The sequence below is a fragment of the Sphingobium sp. genome (assembly GCF_036170395.1).
GTDB lineage: Bacteria > Pseudomonadota > Alphaproteobacteria > Sphingomonadales > Sphingomonadaceae > Sphingobium.
The window spans coordinates 1-22,060 of sequence record NZ_JAVHPD010000018.1; the positions used below are offsets into that span (position 1 = coordinate 1).

General features: G+C 66.9%; 18 protein-coding genes and 1 other RNA gene. 9 read left to right on the forward strand and 10 right to left on the reverse strand.

Annotation, left to right across the window (positions count from 1 at the left end; all coding sequences use genetic code 11):
• On the reverse strand, positions 1 to 1,591 hold a 1,591-nt coding region (gspD, locus tag V2B31_RS06105), incomplete at its 3' end, for a type II secretion system secretin GspD (RefSeq protein WP_328276457.1).
• Positions 1,588 to 2,442, reverse strand: coding sequence for a type II secretion system protein N (locus V2B31_RS06110; protein WP_328276458.1), 855 nt, complete (start codon positions 2,440 to 2,442; stop codon positions 1,588 to 1,590). The genes gspD and V2B31_RS06110, both read right to left, overlap by 4 nt.
• Before the next feature lie 190 nt (positions 2,443 to 2,632).
• Between V2B31_RS06110 and V2B31_RS06115 the strand changes: the two genes are divergently transcribed.
• The gene (locus V2B31_RS06115; RefSeq protein ID WP_328276459.1) at positions 2,633 to 3,277 is read left to right on the forward strand and encodes a prolyl hydroxylase family protein; all 645 of its coding nucleotides are present in this window, start codon (positions 2,633 to 2,635) and stop codon (positions 3,275 to 3,277) included.
• Here the strand turns inward: V2B31_RS06115 and V2B31_RS06120 are convergent.
• Positions 3,274 to 4,701: a CYTH and CHAD domain-containing protein gene (locus V2B31_RS06120; RefSeq protein ID WP_328276462.1), complete on the reverse strand. Its 1,428-nt coding sequence runs from the start codon at positions 4,699 to 4,701 to the stop codon at positions 3,274 to 3,276. The genes V2B31_RS06115 and V2B31_RS06120 overlap by 4 nt on opposite strands.
• Before the next feature lie 288 nt (positions 4,702 to 4,989).
• On the opposite strand from V2B31_RS06120, the gene V2B31_RS06125 reads away from it, so the two are divergent.
• Together V2B31_RS06125 and V2B31_RS06130 are read left to right on the forward strand one after the other, a co-directional pair.
• Positions 4,990 to 6,582 (forward strand): hypothetical protein, encoded by a 1,593-nt coding sequence (locus V2B31_RS06125; protein WP_328276463.1) that lies wholly within the window; start codon positions 4,990 to 4,992, stop codon positions 6,580 to 6,582.
• A 93-nt stretch (positions 6,583 to 6,675) separates the two neighbouring features.
• Positions 6,676 to 9,396, forward strand: coding sequence for a TonB-dependent receptor domain-containing protein (locus V2B31_RS06130; protein ID WP_328276464.1), 2,721 nt, complete (start codon positions 6,676 to 6,678; stop codon positions 9,394 to 9,396).
• Positions 9,397 to 9,533: 137 nt separating this feature from the next.
• Here V2B31_RS06130 and V2B31_RS06135 read toward each other — a convergent pair whose 3' ends face one another.
• From V2B31_RS06135 to V2B31_RS06145, 3 genes are all read right to left on the reverse strand, one after another.
• On the reverse strand, positions 9,534 to 9,920 hold the full coding sequence (locus V2B31_RS06135; protein ID WP_328276466.1) for a tetratricopeptide repeat protein: 387 nt from the start codon (positions 9,918 to 9,920) through the stop codon (positions 9,534 to 9,536).
• Positions 9,921 to 10,195: 275 nt separating this feature from the next.
• Positions 10,196 to 10,538, reverse strand: a transfer-messenger RNA (tmRNA) gene (gene ssrA / locus V2B31_RS06140).
• A 19-nt stretch (positions 10,539 to 10,557) separates the two neighbouring features.
• Complete coding sequence (locus tag V2B31_RS06145) at positions 10,558 to 11,070, reverse strand: hemerythrin domain-containing protein (RefSeq protein ID WP_328276468.1); 513 nt, start codon at positions 11,068 to 11,070, stop codon at positions 10,558 to 10,560.
• Between the two features lie 110 nt (positions 11,071 to 11,180).
• Here V2B31_RS06145 and V2B31_RS06150 point away from each other — a divergent pair, with 110 nt between their 5' ends.
• Positions 11,181 to 11,699 carry a hypothetical protein gene (locus tag V2B31_RS06150; protein ID WP_328276470.1) on the forward strand — a complete coding sequence of 173 codons (519 nt, stop codon included), beginning with the start codon at positions 11,181 to 11,183 and terminating at the stop codon, positions 11,697 to 11,699.
• Between the two features lie 5 nt (positions 11,700 to 11,704).
• Here the strand turns inward: V2B31_RS06150 and purU are convergent, their stop codons facing one another.
• On the reverse strand, positions 11,705 to 12,559 hold the full coding sequence (gene purU / locus V2B31_RS06155) for a formyltetrahydrofolate deformylase (RefSeq protein WP_328276472.1): 855 nt from the start codon (positions 12,557 to 12,559) through the stop codon (positions 11,705 to 11,707).
• Positions 12,560 to 12,701: 142 nt separating this feature from the next.
• On the opposite strand from purU, the gene V2B31_RS06160 reads away from it, so the two are divergent.
• The 3 genes from V2B31_RS06160 (at position 12,702) to V2B31_RS06170 (ending at position 17,477) form a co-directional block, all read left to right on the forward strand.
• Positions 12,702 to 14,408, forward strand: coding sequence for an Hsp70 family protein (locus V2B31_RS06160; RefSeq protein ID WP_328276474.1), 1,707 nt, complete (start codon positions 12,702 to 12,704; stop codon positions 14,406 to 14,408).
• Positions 14,405 to 16,168, forward strand: a complete 1,764-nt coding sequence (locus tag V2B31_RS06165; protein WP_328276476.1) for a hypothetical protein — start codon at positions 14,405 to 14,407, stop codon at positions 16,166 to 16,168. The genes V2B31_RS06160 and V2B31_RS06165 overlap by 4 nt, the downstream gene beginning before the upstream one ends.
• A 70-nt stretch (positions 16,169 to 16,238) precedes the next feature.
• On the forward strand, positions 16,239 to 17,477 hold the full coding sequence (locus V2B31_RS06170; protein WP_328276478.1) for an NAD(P)/FAD-dependent oxidoreductase: 1,239 nt from the start codon (positions 16,239 to 16,241) through the stop codon (positions 17,475 to 17,477).
• A 108-nt stretch (positions 17,478 to 17,585) separates the two neighbouring features.
• On the opposite strand, the gene V2B31_RS06175 is transcribed toward V2B31_RS06170, so the two are convergent.
• Together V2B31_RS06175 and V2B31_RS06180 are read right to left on the reverse strand one after the other, a co-directional pair.
• On the reverse strand, positions 17,586 to 18,311 hold the full coding sequence (locus V2B31_RS06175) for a head GIN domain-containing protein (protein ID WP_328276480.1): 726 nt from the start codon (positions 18,309 to 18,311) through the stop codon (positions 17,586 to 17,588).
• Entirely contained in the window at positions 18,263 to 19,012 is a 750-nt protein-coding gene (locus V2B31_RS06180) for a head GIN domain-containing protein (protein ID WP_328276482.1), read from the reverse strand. The genes V2B31_RS06175 and V2B31_RS06180 overlap by 49 nt, the downstream gene beginning before the upstream one ends.
• A gap of 124 nt (positions 19,013 to 19,136) precedes the next feature.
• Between V2B31_RS06180 and V2B31_RS06185 the strand changes: the two genes are divergently transcribed.
• Positions 19,137 to 20,726: a M28 family metallopeptidase gene (locus tag V2B31_RS06185; RefSeq protein WP_328276484.1), complete on the forward strand. Its 1,590-nt coding sequence runs from the start codon at positions 19,137 to 19,139 to the stop codon at positions 20,724 to 20,726.
• A 155-nt stretch (positions 20,727 to 20,881) separates the two neighbouring features.
• Here V2B31_RS06185 and gloA2 read toward each other — a convergent pair whose 3' ends face one another.
• Positions 20,882 to 21,268 carry an SMU1112c/YaeR family gloxylase I-like metalloprotein gene (gene gloA2, locus V2B31_RS06190; RefSeq protein ID WP_328276486.1) on the reverse strand — a complete coding sequence of 129 codons (387 nt, stop codon included), beginning with the start codon at positions 21,266 to 21,268 and terminating at the stop codon, positions 20,882 to 20,884.
• A gap of 194 nt (positions 21,269 to 21,462) precedes the next feature.
• On the opposite strand from gloA2, the gene V2B31_RS06195 reads away from it, so the two are divergent.
• Positions 21,463 to 21,996 (forward strand): shikimate kinase, encoded by a 534-nt coding sequence (locus V2B31_RS06195; protein WP_328276488.1) that lies wholly within the window; start codon positions 21,463 to 21,465, stop codon positions 21,994 to 21,996.
• Positions 21,997 to 22,060 lie beyond the last annotated feature (64 nt).

Genomic DNA, 22,060 nt, shown 5'->3' on the forward strand with positions numbered 1-22,060 from the left:
GCTGGACGGTGCGGAACTGGTTGTCGAAATTCTGGCTCAGCGCCTCGCCGGTGGTGATCGGCACCTGCTGGCCGACCAGGATCGACGCCTTCTGATTGTCGAGCGTCATGACCGAAGGCGTCGAGAGCAGATTGCTTTCCGTGTCGGATTTCACCGCATTGATGATCGCGCCGAAAATACCGTTATTGCCGATGCTGCCGCCCAGCCCCGCGATAGCGCCGGTGGCGCTTTGCAGGCTGCTGACCGCCGCCTGCTGGAGCGTGTTCGCCAGGTCGCCATTCTCGCGCACTTCGGTGGTGGTGCGGGTGCCGTCCGGCGCGACCACCGTGGTCGTCGTAGTGCCGAGCCGATCGGCGGCGTAGGCGCCGGCGAGGGTAAGAAGATTGGGCTGGGCGTTGCTGTAGTTGGTGGCGGCAAAGCCGGTCGAGGTGCTGCCGATCAGGAGCTGAACGCCCAGTTTCTTGGCGGCGGCGTCGCTGATCTCCACGATGATCGCTTCGACCAGCACCTGTTCGCGCCGCGTGTCGATCTGGCGGATGGTTTCGCCGAGCATCCGCTGCACGTCGCTGTTGGCGGCGACGATGATCGCGTTCGCGCCTTCATACCGCGTGACGATGGCGGGGCCGCGCGTGGAGATGCCGCCGTTTGCGCTGGCGGAGGAGGAGGCTGCGACGACCGGGGCGGCCGCCTGAGAGGCCGGGGCGGCACTCCTGGCTGGAGCGGCCGCGTCCGAGGTCACGGGCTGGCTGGTCGATTGGCCGACGAGTTGCTGGAGGACGGGGAGCAGCTTTTCGGCGTCGGCATGTTCGAGCCAGTAGACGCGGATTTCCGTGCCGCTCGCGGCCTGCTGGTCGAGCTGGCGCGCCATGGCTGCGAGCCGCGCGACGGTGCCGGCGTCGCCCCGGATGGCGACGCTGTTGCTGCTGTCGATCGGGACGACGGTGGCGGAGGCGGGCGGGGCATTCTCCCCTGCCCCGCCGCCGGCGACCAGCGCCTGGAGCGAGGTCGCGATCTCGCGCGCGCCGGCATTTTTGAGCGCGACCATCTGGGTCGCGGCGGTGTCGCGGTCGATGCGGGCGATGACCTGACGGATGCGCGCGACATTGTCGGCATAGTCGGCGACGACGACGCTGTTGCCGCCCCGGTTGGCGGTGACCGAGCCTTCCTTGCTGACGAGCGGGCGCAGCGTTTCGAGCGCGCTGGCGGCGTCGATCGAGCGGAGGCGGAACACCTCCGTCACGAAGCTGTTGCGGTTGGTCGCGCGGCCGACGCCGCCCGGCTGGCCCGCCGCGCCGTCAACCGGCTGGATGCGGTAGGCCCCGCCCGGCGCTGGCACGGCGACGAGGCCGTTGGCGCGCAGGGTGGAGAGGAAAATCTCGAAATATTCGGAGCGGGAAAGCGGCCGGTCGGTGACGACCGAGACCTTCCCCTGGACCCGATTGTCGATGATGAAGGTGCGCCCGGTGACGCGCGCCGCATCCTGGATGAAGGCGCGGATGTCGGCATCGCGGACGTTGAGCGTCTGCTGCGCGGCGGCGGGGGTCGCGAGGGCAAGGGCCATGGCGGCGGTCAGGAGGAATTTGCGGGTCATGGGCCTTGCACTATGAGGTTGACCGAGGCGGTGGATGCGCCGCGCTCCACGGTCAGGGAGAGGCGCGCGCCGGGCGCGATCTGGTTCTGAAGGGCGGCAAGATCGCCGACCGGCTGGCCGTTGACCGCCGTCACGACATCGCCGGCGCGGAAGCCGGCGGTGGCGAAGGCCGGACCGCGCGACTGGACGACAAGGCCGGTGATCCGGCCATTGGTCATGCGCGGGGCGAAGCCGATGTCGCGCTTCAGGTCATCGGCGGTCGGGCCAGCGCCCGTCGCCGGCGGGGGCACCGGAGCGGCGCTCTGCCACCCGGCCCCGCTGGTCGGCGCGGCGGCAGGCGCGGCTTGCGGCGCGGGGGTGGATTGGTTGAGGAAGACCTGCTCTTCCGCGCCGCCGCGATCGATGACGATATGGTCGAAGGCGACGGCCTTCAGCACCACGCCGGGCATGATCTCGTCCCCCACGGCATAGCTGTTCTGCACCCCGTCGGGCGTGGCGACGATCGCCGCACCGAGCCCCGAGCCTTCGTTGAGGCGGATGCCATAGACGGTGAGCGCCAGCGAGGTGACGACGCCGCCGCCCGGCTGCTGCGGCGCATCCGCGCGGAAGAAGGGATCGAAGCTGGCGAACAAAGCCTGACGCGCGGAGGCGGAGAGAAGCTGCGCCTGCCGCCCTTCCCACGGGCCGAAGCTGCCGACCGGGGTGACGATCACCCAGGCGAGTCGCACGACCAACAGCGCCAGAAGGATGAGCAGCGCCCTTTCGAGGACGGCGAGCCAGTTGATCGGCGGCCGCGCCGCATCGCCGCCGCGCCGCCATCCACCAAGCCTGTCGCCGAACGGCACTCGCATATCGGGTAGCCCCCTGACCGTTCCTGTTGCGCGCCTGCTAGGGATCAGGTCTTACAGAAAGATGACATAGATATGTCATTTATATGACATCGGCGACGGCTTGATTTTGCGGCCGTGCGGGCTAGCCATGGCGCGACTACCCAGCAATCAAAGGCCAGCAACCACAGGCCAGCAGCGACAGGATCATCGCATGACCCCCACGCCCCCGGCCGCCGCCGATGGCGACCCCGCCTGGATCGGCGCGCATCCGCGCGTCCAGCGCACGCCGAGCCGCGACCTGACTTTGTTCATCCAGCGCGGATTCCTCTCGGCCGAAGACTGCGCGGCGCTGATCGCGCGAATCGACGCGCAGCGCCGGCCATCGACGATCGCGGACGATAATGGCGACAGCTATTTCCGCACCAGCGAGACCTGCGACCTGGACCATGACGATCCGGTGGTGGCCGCGATCAACGCGAAGCTGGACGCCTTTGCCGGGATCGCCACCGAGCATGGCGAACCGATCCAGGGCCAGCGCTATGCGGTCGGGCAGGAGTTCAAGGCGCATACCGACTATTTCGACCCCAAGGGGGCGGACTATGCCCGTTTCTGCGCGGCGGCGGGCAACCGCACCTGGACGCTGATGGTCTATCTCAACGAACCGGCGGCGGGCGGCGCGACCCGCTTCACCAAGATCGGCAAGATGGTGCAGCCCGAAACGGGCAAGCTGCTCGCCTGGAACAACCGGCAGGCGGACGGACAGCCCAACCCGGCCAGCATCCACCACGGCATGAAGGTACGCGCCGGGGTGAAGCATGTCATCACCAAATGGTATCGCGAACGCCCCTGGGCCTAGCGCCAGAAGGCGCGGGTGTCGGCGAACATCGCCTGCGCATCCGCAGCGGCTTCGACCAGCGCCGCGCCGTCCGGCGCTGGCGGCGCGGGATCGAGACCGTAGCGGGCGAGGGTCGCGGGCGCGCTTGCCCGGTCGTTGAGCTGGCCCAATTGCGCCTGCAACCGCTCCAGCGCGGCGAGGAAGGTCTTGCGGCGGCGCTGCTGCCGCTTGCGGTCGAACAGCCCGGCGAAAAATTCCGCGCCGTAGCGCAGTTTCTTGGCGGCCTTGCGGACATCGTGACGCGCTTCGTCGGTCTGCCGTTCGAGGCGCCGGCCGCCCTTCGCGACGCGGCGACGCAGCTTGCGCAGCCGTGCGGCCGCGAGCGGCGCGGCCGGTCGATCGGCCTGGTCGGGGCGGAGCGGGCCGGTCGCGAGCCATTCGACAAGGTCGAGCAGCAGCGCGCGCAGCCGGGCCGAGCGGAGCCAGGCGAGGACGCGCTCATGCGCTTCCTGCTGCACGGCTTCAAGGCGGGCGCGGCGGGGATCGCCGGGGTCGAGCGTGGCGACCAGCACGTCGATGTCGCGCGCTTCGCCCAGCGTCGCGGCGAGCCAGCGCAGTTCGGCGACGATGGGCGCTGCCGCATCGCGATCGAGCGCCGGACGGAACAGGGCGAGCGCCGAGCGCATCCGGCGGACGGCGACCCGCACCTGGTGCAGCGCATCGGGATGATAGGCGTCGAGCAGCAGCGCTTCATTGAGGCGGTAATGGCGCAGGCAGTTCGCCATGATGCGCGCGAACGCCTCCCCGAGAGCGACGTCAGGATCGAGCGCGATCCGTTCCGCCTTGTAGGCGGGCGGCAGCGAGTCGCGCAGGCGATGGCCGCGTTCGGACTTGGTGAGCATGCCGGGCCGCACCGCGACATCGGCGTCGATGCGGCGAGCGAACGCGAAGAGCGCGGCGGGCGCGCCGGCCTGCAACTCCAGTTCGATCTCGCACACGGGCATCGCGCGATCGCCGGCGCGCACCTCGCCCTGGTCGAGCACCAGTTCGATCGTCGCGTCCCCTTCCACGACATGCCAGACATGGCGCTGCACCACGACATCGAACACGGGCGCGAGGGTCGCCGCCGCATCGCCCAGCAACGCTGCGACGGGCGTGCGATCGTCGAGCAGCGGGGTCGATCCGCGCACTGGCATTTCCCATTCGTCGCGCGCGAACAGGCCGGCGGCGGGCGCGGCGTTGGCCTTGACGGTCTGGACGCGCTTGCGGCCGATGCGGCGGATGCGCAGGCTGAACCCCGCCGCGTCGAGCCGCCGGTCCGGCGTGTCGAAATAGGTAGCGTGAAGCGAGTCGATGCGCAGCGGCGCGGGGAGGAGCGGCCAGTCGGGAAACAGCCGCGCGCGATCGGCATCAAGGTCGAGCTTCAGCTCTGTTTCGGGTTGCATGGACCGGCTCCCTTGCCTTTTCCCTTCCCGCCCGGCACTCGCCTAGCACGTTATGCCGCAAGAGGAAAATCGCGCGCTGGGCCGCAGCGCGGGCGATAGCGTGGCACCGCAGCCACAGTCATTAATATGTCATTTTATTGTCTCTATAGTGTCACTGTATCTGAACATCCCTGTCATGCAGGCAGCCTACCTGCCCGGCCAAGGGCGACAGGGGCCTGAAAATCCGAATCAATTCCCCGCGCTCTGCATCTTCCCCCCCATACCGGCACGGGCCGGAGCGGAGACGACATGGCCAAGATTAACCGCATCCATACGATCCTGATGGCGGGCTGCGCCTGCGTGGGCCTGTCGGCCTGCGGCGCGGACGACATCGCTTCGCCGGGCGAAGGCACCGTCGTGATCCCCGCCCCGACGCCGACCCCCACGCCGACCCCGACCCCGACGCCCACCCCGACGACGGTGACGCCGGCGGCGAATTGCCCCACCATCGCCGGCAGCGACCAGCTGACCGACCTCGGCACGATTTCCGATGCCAGCGGCAACACCTGGCGCAACTGCGGCTTCCCGGCGCGCTTCAACAGCTCGACCGCGATCGCCAAGGTCGCCGGCGTGATCTACTCGCTGCCGGGCCGCGTCGATGTCGGCACCGATCAGGGCGCGGCCAGCACCAACACCAACGTCACGCTGACGATCGATCCCGGCGTTGTGGTCTTCGCCGCCACCGGCAACACCTTCCTGGCGGTCAACCGCGGCAACCGGATCAACGCCGTCGGCACCGCCACCCAGCCGATCATCTTCACCAGCCGCGAAAATGTGCTCGGCACCGCGACCGACCAGTCTTCGGGCCAGTGGGGCGGCGTCGTGCTGCTCGGCCGCGCGCGCATCACGGACTGCCAGGCCCCTGCGGCCGCCCCCGGCACCACGGCGTGCGAGCGCGACACCGAAGGCGCGAGCAACGCGCTCTATGGCGGGGCGAACGACGCCGACAATTCGGGCCGCATGTCCTATGTCCAGATCCGCTATTCGGGCTTCGTCCTGTCGGGTTCGAGCGAGCTTCAGGGCCTGACCCCCTCGGGCGTCGGCACCGGCACGCAGCTCGACCATATCCAGGTGCATAACAGCTCGGACGACGGCATCGAAATCTTCGGCGGCTCGGTCCATCCGCGCTATCTGGTGCTGACCGGCAATGAGGACGACAATCTCGACACCGACGTCGGCTATCGCGGCACGATCCAATATGTGATCGGCGCGCATCGCGAAGGCAATAATATCGGCGACAGCTTCCTGGAAACCGATTCCAACGGTGGCTCGGCCAGCAATAATGGCGAGGACGCGCTGCCCCGCCAGTTCGTGAAGGTCGCCAACTTCACCTGGATCAACCGTTCGACCAACGGGTCCAACGGGACCGCGATGCTGCTGCGCGGCGGCGCGGACCTGACTCTGGTCAACGGCCTGATCGTGTCGCCGACCCAGACCTGCCTGCGCATCGACAGCGCCACCACGGTGCGCGACGCCGACACCACGTTGCAGGACGCGGGCAAGCCGCGTTATATTTCGGTCGCGATGCAGTGTCTGCCGGCCACCCCCTACCGGGGCAATAACGGCGTCACCGCCGATGTCGTGAAGTCGATCTTCGAGGCCGGCCCGAACAGCACCATCAGCTACACCCCGTCGCTGACCAGCCTGTTCATCAACGGCGCGACCGAAACCGCGCTGGTGGCGACGGACCCCAAGACGATCGACAGCAACTTCGCCACGACCAACTATGTCGGCGCGGTGCGCGACAGCAGCGACACCTGGTATGCGAACTGGACCTGCAATTCGGTGACCGCGAATTTCGGCACCGGCAGCCGGGCCTGCACGGCCATTCCGACCACCTGATCGGACCCACGACCTCAACAGGGGCGGGGGAGCGTTTCACCGGCGCTTCCCCGCCTTCTTTGCACGCACTTTCCCAAAAGGGGGACATATAGCATGTCGAAGCCGCTCAGCCTGGCGCGCCTGCTCCTGATTTCCACCGCGCTGATCGCCCCGATGGCGGCGGCGCAGACCACCGACACCTCCACCGGCGGCACCGCCGGCGCGGGTCAGGGCGCGACCGGCGACGCCGGCATGTCCACTACCCCGAGCGCCGCCGACGAAGCCGCCGCCGCGCAGGGCAATGTCGACGTGTCGATCCCCGGCGCGGACATCGTCGTCACGGGGCGTCGCACCACCAACATCTCCCAGTCCGCGCCGCAGGTCGTCAACGTCCTGTCCGCCGCCGACATCAAGCGCACCGGCGAAGGCGACATCGCCGGATCGCTGCAGCGCGTGACCGGCCTGTCGGTCGTGTCGGGCGGGTTCGTCTATGTCCGTGGCCTGGGCGACCGCTATTCGCTGGCGCTGCTGAACGGTTCGCCGCTTCCCAGCCCAGAGCCGCTCAAGCGCGTGGTGCCGCTCGACATCTTCCCGACCAGCGTGATCGCGTCGACGCTGGTGCAGAAAAGCTATTCGGCCAACTTCCCCGGCGAATTCGGCGGCGGCGTCATCAACCTCACCACCAAGGCGATCCCGACCGAATCCTATCTCGAAATCGGCTTCGGCAGCTCGGCGAACACCGAAAGCTCGGGCCAACTGGGCTATACCCATTATGGCAGCAAGTCGGACTGGACCGGCTTCGACGACGGCACGCGCGACGTGCCGGGCCTGCTGAAGCAGGCGATCAACAGCGGCACGCCCTTCTCCAACATTCCGCGCGCCGACCTGCGCGCGATCGGGATGAGCTTCGAGAACAGCAATACGTCGGTGGTGCAGCGGACCAACAGCCTGCCGTTCAACTTTTCCGGCTCGCTCAACGCCGGCACCGCGTTCGACGTGGGCAGCGACGGGCGGCTGGGGGTGATCGCCACCGCGTCCTACAGCAACAAGTGGCGCACGCGCGACAATCTCCAGCAAGCCTCGCTCGATGTCGAACAGGGCGCGGGCAAGAGCTATCAGCAGGTCGCGACCGACAATCAGGTGACGGTGAACGGCCTGCTGGGCTTTGGCCTGGAACTGGGCGAGCAGAAGCTGCGCTGGACCAACCTCTATATCCGCGACACGCTGAAGCGCAGCGCGCTGGCGGTCGGCCGCAACGACGGCCAGATCCAGGGCGCGGACTATATGACCCAGAGCACCGCCTGGTATGAGCGGCAGCTCATCAACACGCAATTGGTCGGCGAATTCAAGATCGGCGATTCGCTCAGCATCGACATGCGCGGCGGCTATGCCAATTCGCAGCGCGAGGCGCCCTATGAACGCGATTTCGAATACGTCCGCACCAATGTCGACACCGCGATCGATCCGGTGGGCGACCGCTTCATCAACGCGCTCAACCGCCAGCGCGGCGACGCGGCGATCACCTTCAGCGACCTGAGCGAGGATCTGTGGTCGGGCGGCATCGACCTCAGCTACAAATTCTCGCCCGACGTGACGTTGACCGCCGGCTATGCCTATAGCGACACGAAGCGCACCTCGTCGCGCTACGAGCTGCATTTCGACGCCACCAACCTGCCGGTGCCGGTGCAGCAGTTGCGGCCCGACTATCTGCTGTCGGACCTGTCGATCCAATATTATGACATCAGCCTGCTCGAATTTTCGGGCAATTATCCGGTCTATGACGCCGCGCTCAAGGTCCATGCCGGCTATGGGCAGGTGCAGGCCGAAGTCGTGCCGGGGCTGACGATCAATGCCGGCGTCCGCTACGAGAAGGGCGACCAGTCGGTGACGGGCGTCGACGTCTACAATACCGGCGTCACGCCGTTCAACCAGATCAAGAAGGATTATTGGCTGCCCGCCGTGACGGTGACGTTCGAAGCGTCGCCCAAGCTCCAGTTCCGCGCGAGCGGCTCCAAGACGATCGCGCGGCCGCAGTTCCGCGAACTGATCGCCCAGCCGTTCCTCGACACCGATTCCAACCGCTTCTATCGCGGCAATCCGTTCCTGAAGGACAGCCAGCTGTGGAATGCGGACATCCGCGCGGAATGGTATCTGGGCCGGGAAGAGCGGATCACGGGCGCCGCCTTCTACAAGAAGATCGAGAATCCGATCGAGACCTTCACCACCATCACCGACACCTATGCGGTGACGACCAGCTTCGCGAACGCGCCCGAAGCCACGCTCTATGGCTTCGAGCTGGAGGCGCAGAAATATGTGCCGCTCGACGGGTGGGACTCGCCCTTCTTCCAGAGCCGCCGGATCGCGCTGATCGGCAACTATACCTATACCCAGTCCAAGCTGAAGGTCAGCGAAGGCGACACCACCATCCCCTATACCTACACCACCGGCGACCTGCCGGCCGCGTCGGACTATTTCCTGGATGGCGTGCCGCTGACGGGCCAGTCGGACCATCTGGTCAACGTCCAGATCGGCCTGGAGGACACCGACAAGCTGTCGCAGCAGACGCTGCTGCTGACCTATGCCAGCCCGCGCGTCACCAGCCGCGGCCCCAACCTGCAACCCGACATCAAGGAAGTGCCGGGCATCACGCTGGACTTCGTCGCGCGCCAGGGCATCACCCTGCCGGGCGGGATCAACAGCGAGCTGAAGTTCGAGGCGCGCAACATCACGGGGCGCAAGTTCCAGGAATATCAGCAGGCCGGCGACACCAAGGTCTATTATAACCGCTACAAGATCGGCACGACGATCGCGGCGTCGCTGACGGTCGCCTTCTGATCGGCCGGGCTGCCGACCGAAAATGCGAACGGCCGGGGCGACCCGGCCGTTTTGCTTTGGACGTGCGCCAGATACGCGAAGGGCGCCGTCCTTGCCGGGCGGCGCCCTCCCCTCCCTGCGCCGGTCCGGTAGCGAACTCAGCGCATCGCGTAAGCGGGGTTGAGGCGGCCGAGCGCGCGGGTGGCGACGGCGCGCGAGGATTGTTCGTCGCCGTTCGCGAGGACCAGCACGATTTCAGGCGCGAAGCGCGCGGCGCGATAGGCTTGGCGCGCCTGGTCCATCCGGCCGAGCCCGGCATAGGCATTGCCGAGGTTGATGAGCCGGGCGGGGTCATTTTCGCCATAGACAGGCATCGGTTCGAGCCGGCGACGCGCAGCTTCGAAATTGCCGCTGGTGAGCGCCTTGGCCGCGAGGCTGCCTTCCGGGCCTGCGACCACCACCAGATCCTGTGCGTCCGGCTCCGCCTGCGCGACGCAGGGCGCCATGAGAGCCAGCACCAGAGCCATCGCACCCATCGCGCGCATCCATTTTCTCCTGAAAAAACTTCCTACTATAGCTAGAAGTATTTCATTTGCGTGACATAGGCGCAAGATAGCCGAACATGGCCGATCTGAAAATATATCCCATTTTTTTCAGTGGTTTACGTCATAAGACAGAAACTGTCATCAAAGTGTAACTGAAATGACAGGTCGGAGCCAACCGATTCGCCCAGGCGGCAGCACTGGCGCAGCGGCGCGGGCGACAGACCGAACGGGGGAGAAAGTGGGAGGCTTCTGTTGCCCGGTGCCTCCCGTACCGCTGAATTCCCTTCTGTTGCCCGGTGGGTTCAACCGCGCTATTTTAGAGTGAGTTCAGGCCGTTAGGCCCTCATTCACGCTGCAATGGCGAGTGCTTCGTTATCGTTGGCACTTGTGAGTTTTGCACAGTTTAACGGCTTACACGGGCCGGGTGAAAATATCGCCTTTCAACACACGTCGATCCTAGTTCGGCCCCGTCAGAAAGCCCCCAAAAGGGCCTTTGTGGTGGAGCCGCCGGGTACTGCCCCCGGGTCCGCTGCGCCTATTATGCGACACAATTTATCACCATAGCCGGGCGAACCCGGCAGACCCCATATGCGCCCGGCCGCCCGCTTTTTCAAGTCGCCGCGGCCGGGCGCGGTTTTCAGGCGGGGATCGGGTTCACCGCGCGGGGCTGCGCGGGGGGCAGGCCTTGCGCCTTCGCCTGGGCCATCAGTTCCTCCTTCCGGGCAAGCATCGCGTCGCGCAGCGCCACAAGATCGACGTCAGTCTTGCGGCATTGGGCGAACATGCCCTCCTTCTGCGCTTCCTCCTCATGGACATGGTGCTTGATCTCTTCGGACAGCACCTTGACCTTGGCGTCGTAGAAATCGTCATCGGGCGATCCGGCCTCGATGTCGTTGACCAGCAGCTTCGCGCCGTCATGCTCGACATAGGCTTCATCGAGCGTGTCGTCCTCGATCTTGCCGCGGAAGGCCGGGTAGAAGATCTCTTCCTCGATCATCGTGTGGATCTTGAGTTCGAGGCAGATCTTGCGGGCGATGTCCTGCTTGCGGCTCGCGCCCTTGGCGGATTCGAATGTCTCGAACAAATCCTCGACCTCGCGATGATCGGCCTTCAGCAGCGCGATCGCGTCGGTAAATTCCTGTTTTGCCATGTCAGTCCTCCTCGTCGGCTGAATAGGCATGGAAGCGCCAAGCGCCGCCATGGTTCCACGCGCCGCCACCGATCGGCGCGTCATGCGTAGAAGGGGCGGAAGGAAAGGCCATGGCCGCGAAGCTCAAAGTCTATTGCACCCCGATCGGCTTTCACGACGCCTATGTCGCCGCGCCCAGCCAGAAGGCGGCGCTGAAAGCCTGGGGCGCGGACGCCAATCTGTTCGCGCGCGGCGCGGCGGAAGAGGTGACCGACCCCGCGCTGATGGAGGAGCCGCTCGCTAAACCGGGTGTGGTTGTAAAACGCGCGCGGGGCAGCATGAGCGAGCATCTCGCCTCCGCCGAGCCCCCTGCCCGCCCGGCCAAGGCGCGGTCGGCGGCCAAGACCAAGGCCCCTGCCCCGCCGCGACCCAAACGGGATGCCCTCGGCGATGCGGAGCGCGCCCTGACCGACTGGCAGGTGGCGCAGAAGGACGCGATCGACCGGCTGGAGGCCGAGCGCGCCCGGATCGCCGCCGAGATCGCGAAGCTGCGGCGGGAGGGCGAACGCGAAGAGGCGCGGCTGGAAGCGGCGGTGGCGAAGGCGCGGCGCGCCTATGACACGGCGCTGGCGGCGTGGCGGAACGGCTGAACGCTTTAGCTGCGAAAGATCACGGTCCGTTCGCCATTGAGCAGCACCCGGTCCTGAAGGTGGAGCCGCACCGCTTCGGCCAGCACCCGCCGTTCGATGTCGCGCCCCTTGCGCACCATGTCCTCGGGCGAATCGGCGTGGCTGACCGGCTCGACATCCTGATGGATGATCGGCCCTTCATCGAGGTCGGCGGTGACATAATGGGCGGTCGCGCCGATCATCTTCACCCCGCGCCGGTGCGCCTGGTGATAGGGCCGCGCGCCCTTGAAGCCGGGCAGGAAGCTGTGATGGATGTTGATGCAGCGGCCGGCGAGGAAGGCGGCGAGATCGTCCGACAATATCTGCATATAGCGGGCAAGGACGACCAGTTCCGCGCCGCTTTCGCTCACCAGCGCCTTGATGCGCGCTTCCTGCGCGGGTTTCGTCTCGGGGGTGACGGGCAGGTGATGGTAAGGGATGTCGCTCGGCACCGAGACCGACAGGGCGTCGGCGGGATGATTGCCGATGATGCCGACAATCTCCATGTCGAGTTCGCCGATGCGGTTGCGGTAGAGCAGGTCGCCGAGGCAATGGTCGAACTTGCTGACCAGCAGCAGGACTTTGGGCAGACGGGCATTGCGGCGGATCTTCCACTGCATCGCCGCCGGCCGCGCGACCGTGCCGAAACTGTCGCACAGGTCGAGCAGATGCCGTTCGGAAGGAATGTCGAATTCGACCCGCATGAAGAAGCGGTCGCTTTCCCGGTCATTATATTGCGCCGCTTCGACGATGTTGCCGCCCTGCGCCGCGAGACAGCCCGCCACCGCCGCGACGAGGCCGGGCCTGTCATCGCACTGAAGGGTCAATGTGCAGCTTTCCATGCGTCCCCGCTCGCTCGATCCGGCTCGCCGCCTAGCGCAGAGTGAGGCCGGGTTGCAACGGCGGGCGGTCAGGGCGCGTCCGGGGACAATGGGTTGTGGCATTTGCGGGCAGGCTGCGTAAATCTGCCGCGCGGGGGGACGAATGATTCTCGGAATCGATTTGGGAACGACGAACAGCGCGGCGGCGATCTGGCGCGAGGGCGCGCCTCAGTTGGTGCCCAATGCGCTCGGCGAATGGCTGACGCCGTCGGTGGTGAGCGTCGACGAGGACGGGACGATCCATGTCGGGGCGGCGGCGCGCGACCGGCAGACCACCGATCCCGACCGCACCGTCGCCAGCTTCAAACGCTATATGGGCACGCAGCGCCGCGCACAGATGGGGCGGCACAGCTACAGCCCCGAGGAACTTTCCGCCTTCGTGCTGCGCGCGATCAAGGCCGATGCCGAAGCCTTTTGCGGCGAACCCGTCACCGATGCCGTCATCACCGTGCCGGCCTATTTCAACGACCGGCAGCGCAAGGCGACGCGGCAGGCGGGCGAACTGGCGGGGCTGGTGGTGCGGCGGCTCATCAACGAGCCGACCGCCGCCGCGCTTGCCTTCGGCGTCCATTCGCGCGCCGAGCATGAGCCTTTTCTGGTGTTCGACCTAGGCGGCGGCACGTTCGACGTGTCGATCGTCGAGATGTTCGACGGGATTGTCGAGGTGCGCGCATCCGCCGGTGACAATCATCTGGGCGGCGACGATTTCAACGACTGCCTGGTCGCCATGGCGCGGCCGCTGGTCGATCCCGAAGGACAGCTGGCGCAGGACGCGCCGCATCTGGTCGAGGCGCGGCTGCGCACGGCGGCCGAGCAGACGAAGCGGGCGCTGTCGGTGGCGGACGAGGCCCCCTTCGTCCTGACGGTGGGCGGCGAGCAGCGCCGCGCGACGATCACCGCGCGCGCGTTCGAGGAACAGGCGCAGGCGCTGGTGACGCGGCTGCGCGATCCGGTGCTGCGGTCGCTGCGCGACTCCGACATCGACGTCAAGACGCTGAGCGAGGTCGTGCTGGTCGGCGGCGCGACGCGGATGCCGATCGTCCGCCGGGCGATTACGCGCATGTTCGGGCGCTTTCCCAACAGCAGCGTCCATCCCGACCATGCCGTAGCGCTCGGCGCGGCGGTGCAGGCCGGGCTGCTCGCGCGCGACGCGGCGCTGGACGAAATCCGGCTGACCGATGTGTGCCCCTTCACCCTGGGGGTGAACCACAGCGAGCGGGACGGGCGCGGCAATCTGCATCACGGCCTGTTTTCGCCGATCATCGAGCGTAACACGCCGATCCCGGTCAGCCGGGTCGAAAGCTATCGCACGCTGGGCGACAATCAGCGCCATATCGAATTCGGCATCTATCAGGGCGAATCGCGCGATGTGGCGTCCAACGTGCTGCTGGGGTCGATCAGCATCCCGGTGCCGCCGCGCCCCGCCGGCGAGGTGGTGGTCGATTGCCGGTTCAGCTATGACAGCAGCGGCCTGCTGGAGGTCGATGTCGTGGTGCCCGAGACCGGGCAGAGCCGCAATCTCGTGATCGTGGACGAAGGCGACAAAAAGGCGGACAAGGATTTCGAGGCGCGCCGGGCAAAGCTCGCCGCGCTGAAATTCCACCCGCGCGAGGCGATGGAGAATGTTGCTGCCCTGAGCCGCGCCCGCAAGGCCTATGAGGCCTTTATCGGCGAGCGGCGCGAGGCGATCGGCCAGTGGATCACGCGCTTTGAATCGGTGCTGACGACGCAGGATCACCGGTTGATCGTGGAGGAGCGCCGGCTGCTGCTGCACAATCTCGACCTCATTGAACAGGATTATGGGCTGTGACCCCGGCAGCGGCATGGCGGTTGCTGGGCCTTGCGCCGACCGACGACAAGCGCGCGATCCGCAGCGCCTATGCGGCGCGGCTGAAGGCGATCGATCCCGACGCCGACCGGGACGGGTTCGCCGCCCTGCGCGCGGCGCGCGACCTGGCGCTGGCGGAGGCCGACGCAGCGACCGATGCGGCCGATCCGGCGGAGGCTGCGCCCTCGCCCGCCATAGAGGTGGTGCTGGCCTGCCCGACGCCGCCGATGGGGCCGCCCCTTCTGTCGTTCGAGCAGGCGGGGGCCGTGTCGATCGAGCGGGCGATCGAAGCGCCATGGTCCGTCCCCGATCTCGCGCCGGACCTCCGGCCGGCCGGGGAGGACGAGGCCGGCGACGTGCAGGCGGGGCCGATCTGGTGGAGCCCGGTGACCGCGCCCCATGCCGAAGTACAGCATGATCCGGGCCGCCCCGACCATGCGCTCCACGCCCTGCTCTATCCCGACCCGGAGGCGGAATCGCAGGACGAGCCGATGCGGGACGACGAGATCGACCGGGGGATCGCGCTGATCGACCGGCTGAACAATGACGCGCAGCAGGGCGCGATCGACCTTCATGCCAGGTTGGAGGAGTGGCTCTCCCATATCCTCGCCGGGGCCTGGCCGCGATCGCATCCCCTGCTCGGTCATGCGGCGGCGCTGTTCGGCTGGACCGCGCGCGAAGGGCAGATCGACGCGCCGCGCGCGATCGATTTCATCAACCGGCGGCTCGCGTCCGACCGCTTTGCGGACGCCGTCCAGCAGAAGGGCCATCCGCTGCACGGCGCGTGGAAACAATTGTCGAAGCCGACGCGCGTGGGCCAGGGGCGCGCGCTCTGGTGGCAGGGCGACAAGATCAACGAACTGATCGGCACGATCCGGCGCGACTATCCCGAAGTCGAACAGCGGCTGAACTGGCACCGCATCGCGCTGTGGGAAGCGCATAATGAGCGGCCGATCCGCTGGTGGACGTTGGCGATCGGCGCTTTCTTCGCGTTGCAGCTGATCGCGCGTATCGCAACCAGCGTCTATCATCCGAGCGAGCCATCGACGCCGGTGCAGATCAGCCAGGCCGGCGACGTGAGCACGCCGCTCGCCGCCGTCGCGCCGCGCGTGCCCGGCGGCCTCGGCGATGTCGAGGCGGACATGGACGCGGCGGTGCGACGGGCGCTTGGCCCAGACATGACGATCGACGCGCTGCGGACGCGCGCGCCTCTGGCCTACCAGCTGTTCGAGAGCAATTGGCGGGTTGGGCTGGACCTGGGTCGGACCCGCGCCCAATATATCGACACGATGGAAGCGATCATGCGCGAGCGCTACGCGCTGCTGGCGCGCGAGGCCGGCGGAGACAGGCTGGTTGCGTTGCAGCGCCATCGGCTGCGCGAGGCGCGGCTGCTGAAAGGGGCGCATTGGCGGGCCTGCACGAAAATGAGCCGCACGGGCGGACTGGCCGACACGTCGCTGGTGCCAGCGGACAAGCGCGACAGGCTGCGCCCCGAGATCGCCGATCTGGTCCTTGCCATGCCGGGCAATCCCAACCCGCCCGATGTGCGCGGCAGCTTCACCATTCCGGGCGAGATCGTGACGCAGGTGGTGGAGCGATCCGGCCTTGGCATCGACCAGGTCAGCGATGCGTTCCGCAATATCGGCGACGATCGGACGCAGTGCCTGACGCAGATCGCGCTGCTGAGCGCGACGCTCGACGCGAGCGCTGAGGCGAGAGCCGCTTTGCTGCCCCGGCTGTAGCGGCGAGCCTTGCGCCCGCCCCTAAAAACCGCCAAGCAGCGCGCGTCTGGTTTGGAGAGGATCGGCAGGAATGAGCTATTATGACGTTCTGATCGTAGGTGCGGGCCATGCGGGGGCGCAGGCGGCGATCGCGCTGCGGCAGGCGGGCTTTGCGGGCAGCGTCGGCATGATCGGCGACGAGAAGGAGCCGCCCTATGAGCGGCCGCCGCTGTCGAAGGAATATTTCGCGGGCGAAAAGACGTTCGAGCGCATCCTCATTCGCCCCGCCGCCTTCTGGGCCGAGCGCAATATCGACATGCTGCTGGGCAAGCGGGTGAAGAGCGTCGATCCGACGGCCAAGTTCGTGACCGTGGGCGAGGAAGAGATCGGCTATGGCAGGCTCATCTGGTGCACCGGCGGCAGCCCGCGCCGGCTGACTTGCAACGGGGCGGACGCGGTCAACGTCCATGCCGTGCGGCGGCGCGACGATGTCGACGCCATGATGGCGCAGCTCAACAGCATCAGCCATGTGACGATCGTGGGCGGCGGCTATATCGGGCTGGAGGCAGCGGCGGTGCTGTCCAAATTCGGCAAGCAGGTCGTGCTCTTGGAAGCGCTCGACCGGGTGCTGGCGCGGGTCGCGGGCGAGGAATTGTCGCGCTTCTACGAGGCGGAGCATCGCGCCCATGGCGTTGACCTGCGCACCGGGGCGCGGATGGACTGCATCGAGGTGACGGATGGCCCCGATGGCAGCCGGGCAACCGCCGTGCTGATGCAGGATGGTGAGCGGATCGCGACTGACATGGTGATCGTGGGCATCGGCATCATCCCCGAGACAGGGCCGCTGATCGCGGCGGGCGCGGCGGGCGGCAATGGCGTGGACGTGGACGAATATTGCCGCACCAGCCTGCCCGACATCTATGCGGTCGGCGATTGCGCGGCGCACGCCAACCGCTTTGCCGGCGGCGCGACGATGCGGCTCGAATCGGTGCAGAATGCGAACGACCAGGCCAAGACCGCCGTGGCGCACATATTGGGCAAGGAAGAGCCCTATGATGCGGTGCCCTGGTTCTGGTCGAACCAATATGATCTTAAGCTCCAGACGGTAGGGCTGTCGACGGGGTTCGATCAGACGGTGCTGCGCGGCGATCCCGCAACGCGCAGCTTTTCGGTCGTCTATCTGAAGGGCGGCAAGCTGATCGCGCTCGATTGCGTCAATGCGGTCAAGGATTATGTGCAGGGACGCGCGCATGTGCTGTCGGCCGCGGCGCTGGACGTGGCGCAGCTGGCCGATGCGAGCGTGCCGCTGAAGGAAGTGGGGCTGGCGTGATTTGTAGAACGTCTTGATACATGGTCATTCCCGCGCAGGCGGGAACCCATCCCCTGCCCTATCCGCGACGCAGGGCCGAGCGATGGCGCCGAATGCGGGGCCGCGTCCTCAATAGGCCTCGCCGCTGCACGTCACGCGCCCGGTGCCGCGATTGTTCACCGTGCAGGCGGCCTTGCCGGCTACGGTCACATCGCCCGATCCGCTGGCGACGATCTTCGCGGTGACATCGGCGGTGAGCGCCATGCTGCCGGGGCCGTTATTGCCCAGCGTCGCCTGCCGCACCCGCAACGGTTCGGCGGCGAGCGCGCCGGGGCCGGACACATGCGCGTTGGCGATATTCGCGCGCCCCGCCAGCGTCACGCGCCCGCCGCCGGTCAGCGTCACGTCGATCCGGTCGAGATCGACCTCCGCCACGCTGACATCGCCATTGCCGCCGAGCGCGATTTCGCCGCGCTGGCCCTTGAGGCGATTGATCGCGACCGATCCGCCGCCGGTCAGCACCACCCGGTCGATCATGGCGGTGGACAGGCGCAAAGTCGCCGCGCCCGCGCTCTTCGTGCCCGCCGGGCCGCGCTCCACGCTGACGATCAGCAGTCGGCCCGACACATCGACCTTCAGCCGGTCGAGCGCGGTCTGGTCGCCTTCGGCGCGCGCTGACGCGCCGGTGCCGGTGGTCAGCACCACGCTGACCGGCGCGTCGATCCGCACCGCGTCGAAACTGGTGATGGTGTAGCCCCGCGTCGCGGCCCCGGCGGGCGCGACCGCCAGCAGCGCAGCCGCCGCAATTACGGCGCGCAGCGCGCCTCGCCCGAACCCATGATGTTCTTCTTGCACTGCGCCTTGCCCTTCACGCTCACATTGCCCGATCCCAATATGCTGATATCAACCGCGCCGTCCGACGCAAAGCCGGCATCGCCCGATCCCAGCAGCGACACCTCGCCGCCGCCGGCCTGCAAGCCGCCCCCGTCGAAATTGCCCGATCCGGTGAGCGACAGGTCGATGCTCTGCGCCGTCCCGGCGATCGTCATGTCTCCCGATCCGGTGAGTTCGGCCTTCAGCGCGGCGACGCTCGCCGCTGCGATGCTCAGATTGCCCGACCCGGTCAGTTCCGCCTCGAACGGGCCGCCGTCGGCGCGGTCCACGCTGATGTCGCCCGATCCGGTCGCCTCGACCGACCGGATCGCGGGCAGCGACACGCGGATGGTCGCGCCCTTGTCCTCGCTCCAACTCATGCCCAGCCGCTTCTTGCGCCCGATCTCCAGCGTCTCGCCATCCTGTTTGATCTCCAGCCGGTCAATCGCCTTGCGGTCACCCTCCACCGTCACCGCGAAGTCGCCGCGCGTCACGATGACATTGTCCGGCCCCGTCACCTCGACCGCCGTGAAGCCCTTGAGACCTGCCCAGTCGGCGGGATTGGCGGGTGTCTCGACCGCGGTCCCGCCCCCGCTCGCCTCGCGCGAACAGGCGGCTGGAACGAGCGCCAGCGCGGCGATCAAGGTAGCGGGCAAGGTGGCGGGAAGAAGGGCTTGGCGCATCACAATCTCCTACAACTGTATTGCTCGACTAATACGCAATCTTCGTGGCGGTTCCAAGCCCCCTTGTGCGTTCTCCCACGAAAGGCATGATTACGCCCTTGAACAGGAAGGACTCGCCCCGCACATGCGCCCCCTATCGCTGATCCCCCCCGCCCTGCTGCTATGCGTTTCGGGTGTCTCACTCGCTGTTCCACTTGAGGAGGATGGGGCGCGCTGGTGGGCCCATGTCGAAGCGCTGGCGGGCGATTCGATGGAGGGGCGCGGCACCGGCACGCCGGGCTATGACCGCGCCGCCGACTATGTGATCGCGCAACTGAAGGCACTGGGGCTCAAGCCCGCCGGGATCGACGGCTACAAGCAGCCGGTCGCCTTCGTTGAGCAGGTGGTGCAGTCCGACCGCAGCAGCGCCGCGCTGGTCGGCGCACAGGGCGAAAAGGCGCTCAGCGTCCCCGGCGACCTCATCTTCTCCGGCGGCGGCGGGCCGGTGCCCGAAGCGATCGACGCGCCCATGGTGTTCGCCGGCTACGGCCTCCACCTCCCCGAAGTGGGGCATGACGATTTCGCCGGCCTCGACCTCAAGGGCAAGATCGTGGTGGTCGTCTCGGGCGGCCCGGCGAGCATTTCCGGCGCGCTCAAATCCCATGCCCGCTCGGAACGGGCGAAATGGCTGGCCGAGCAAGGCGCGCTCGGCCTCGTCAGCCTGGTGACCCCCAAGCAGGTCGAGATACCCTGGGACCGCCGCATCGCGCTGGCGAGCGCGCCGGCGCTCTACTATGCCGACGCCACGCTGCGCGAAACCCAGGCGCCCTTCCTCGGCGCGCAGCTCGATCCCGCCAAATCGGCGCTGCTGTTCGAGGGGTCGGGCAACGACTTCGCTGCCATCGCCGCCGCCGCCGACGCCTCCGCCCCGGTCGCCAGCTTCCCCCTCGCCCAGCGGCTGAAGGCGCGCGTCGCCGCGACCCGGCGCGACCTCTCCTCCCCCAATCTCATCGCGGTGATGCCCGGCAGCGACCCCAAGCTCAAATCCGAATATGTCGTCCTCTCCGCCCATCTCGACGGCTATGGCGTCGGCACGCCGATCAAGGGCGACGCCATCTACAACGGCGCGTTCGACAACTCCTCGGGCGTCGCCAGCCTGCTGGAGATCGCCCGCGCCCTCAAGGCCGGCAAGGTCAAGCCCAAACGCTCGATCCTCTTCGCCATCGTGACGGCCGAAGAAAAGGGGCTGCTCGGCTCCCGCTACTTCGCCCGCCGCCCGACCGTGCCGGGCAAGAGCATCGTCGCCGACCTCAATTTCGACATGGCGCTCCCCATCTTCCCGCTGACCAGCGTGACGCCGGTAGGCTATGACCAGAGCAGCCTGGGGCAGGACGCGGCGGCGGTGAGCCAGGCCATGAACCTGCCGATCGTCCCCGATCCCTTCCCCGACCGCAACGTCTTCATCCGCTCCGACCAATATGCCTTCATCCGCGAAGGCATCCCCGCGCTCTTCTTCAAATATGGGTTCAAGGGCGGCACGCCGGAAGCCGAAACCGAAAAAGCATGGCGCGCCAACATCTATCACTCGCCCTTCGACGACCTCAAACAGCCGGTGCTGCCGGCGGAAAGCGCGAAGCTCAACGCCTATGTGACCGCCGTGACGCTGCGCGTGGCGAATGCGCCGGCCCGCCCGCATTGGAATGAAGACAGCTTCTTCAAGCGGTTCGTGAAATAGCGATCAACGTGCTCCAACGAAGAGCCGTCGCGTGAACACATCCAATATGCGTCGCTAACCTCTTGTTCCCCGGCGAAGGCCGGGGTCCAGTTCCACCTTCGCGACTGACCCCGCGATGGGAGTCACGCGCCTCCCATCACCTGCCCCGAGGAACATCACCCCCTGGCCGCCTCATACAGCTCCAGCGGCAGGTCGTCGGGGTCGGCGAAGAAGGTGAAGCGCTGCCCCGTATGCTCGTCCACCCGGATCGGCTCGCACGGCACCCCCGCCGCCTCCAGCCGCGCGACCTCGGCATCGAGATCGTCCACGGTGAAGGCAAGATGGCGCAGCCCCTGCGCTTCGGGGCGGCTGGGCCGCGGCGGCGGCGCGGGGAAGGAGAACAGCTCGATCTGCGCATTGCCCGCATCGAGATCGCACTTCCACGACCGCCGCTCCGCCCGCCAGACCTCCCGGATCATGGGTAGCCCGAGTATGTCGCGATAAAAGGCACGGGACCGCGCATAGTCGGAGCAGATGAGAGCGATATGATGGATGGCGCGCATGATATGCGTGTAAGACGACGACGCGGCGGAGGGAATGGGGATTGAGGGGGGGGAAGCGGTTCCGCCCGGCCGTCATCCCAGCGTAGGCTGGGATCTCGCTTTTCTTCAAGCGCCCCGCAAGAAGAGAGATGCCAGCCTTCGCTGGCATGACGGAGATGGTTGATAGCGGACGTGTATCCGATTAAAGGAGGATAATGCGCCTCGTCTTCATCTACTGTCCGCCAGCGTCAGGAAAGCTTACAGTCGCACGTATCGTTTCTGAACGGACTGGGCTGCCATTATTCCACAACCACTTGATTGTAGATGCCGTTGGAGCGGTGTTTCCCTTTGGATCGGCCGAATTCCTGAGATTGCGTGAGCAATTTTGGATAGACACGTTTCAAGCGGCAGCTGAGGGAAATCGGTCGATCATCTTCACCTTCGCTCCGGAAGCGAGCGTGGCAAACGATTTCCCAATGCGTGTGTCGAACGCGGTATCTCGCCTCGGTGGAGAGGTTGTGTTTGTCGCGCTTAGCGTCGATGATGCCGAGCAGGAGCGGCGCATTGATAGTCATAGCCGTGCCGAGTTTGGCAAGCTTCGATCAGTGGAGTTGCTTAGGCAACTCCGTCCATCGATGCGTGAGTGCGACGCCTCGATGCCTGCACCAAGCTTGACCATCGATACCGTCTGTACTTCGCCGAGTGATGCAGCAGACAAAATCGTTAGCCTTTTGCAGGTGGTGCAATAACCTCCCCTTGTGGCCGTCTTCAGACCCCCTTCCTTGCAGGAAGAGGGGAAAATGATCCGCCAGC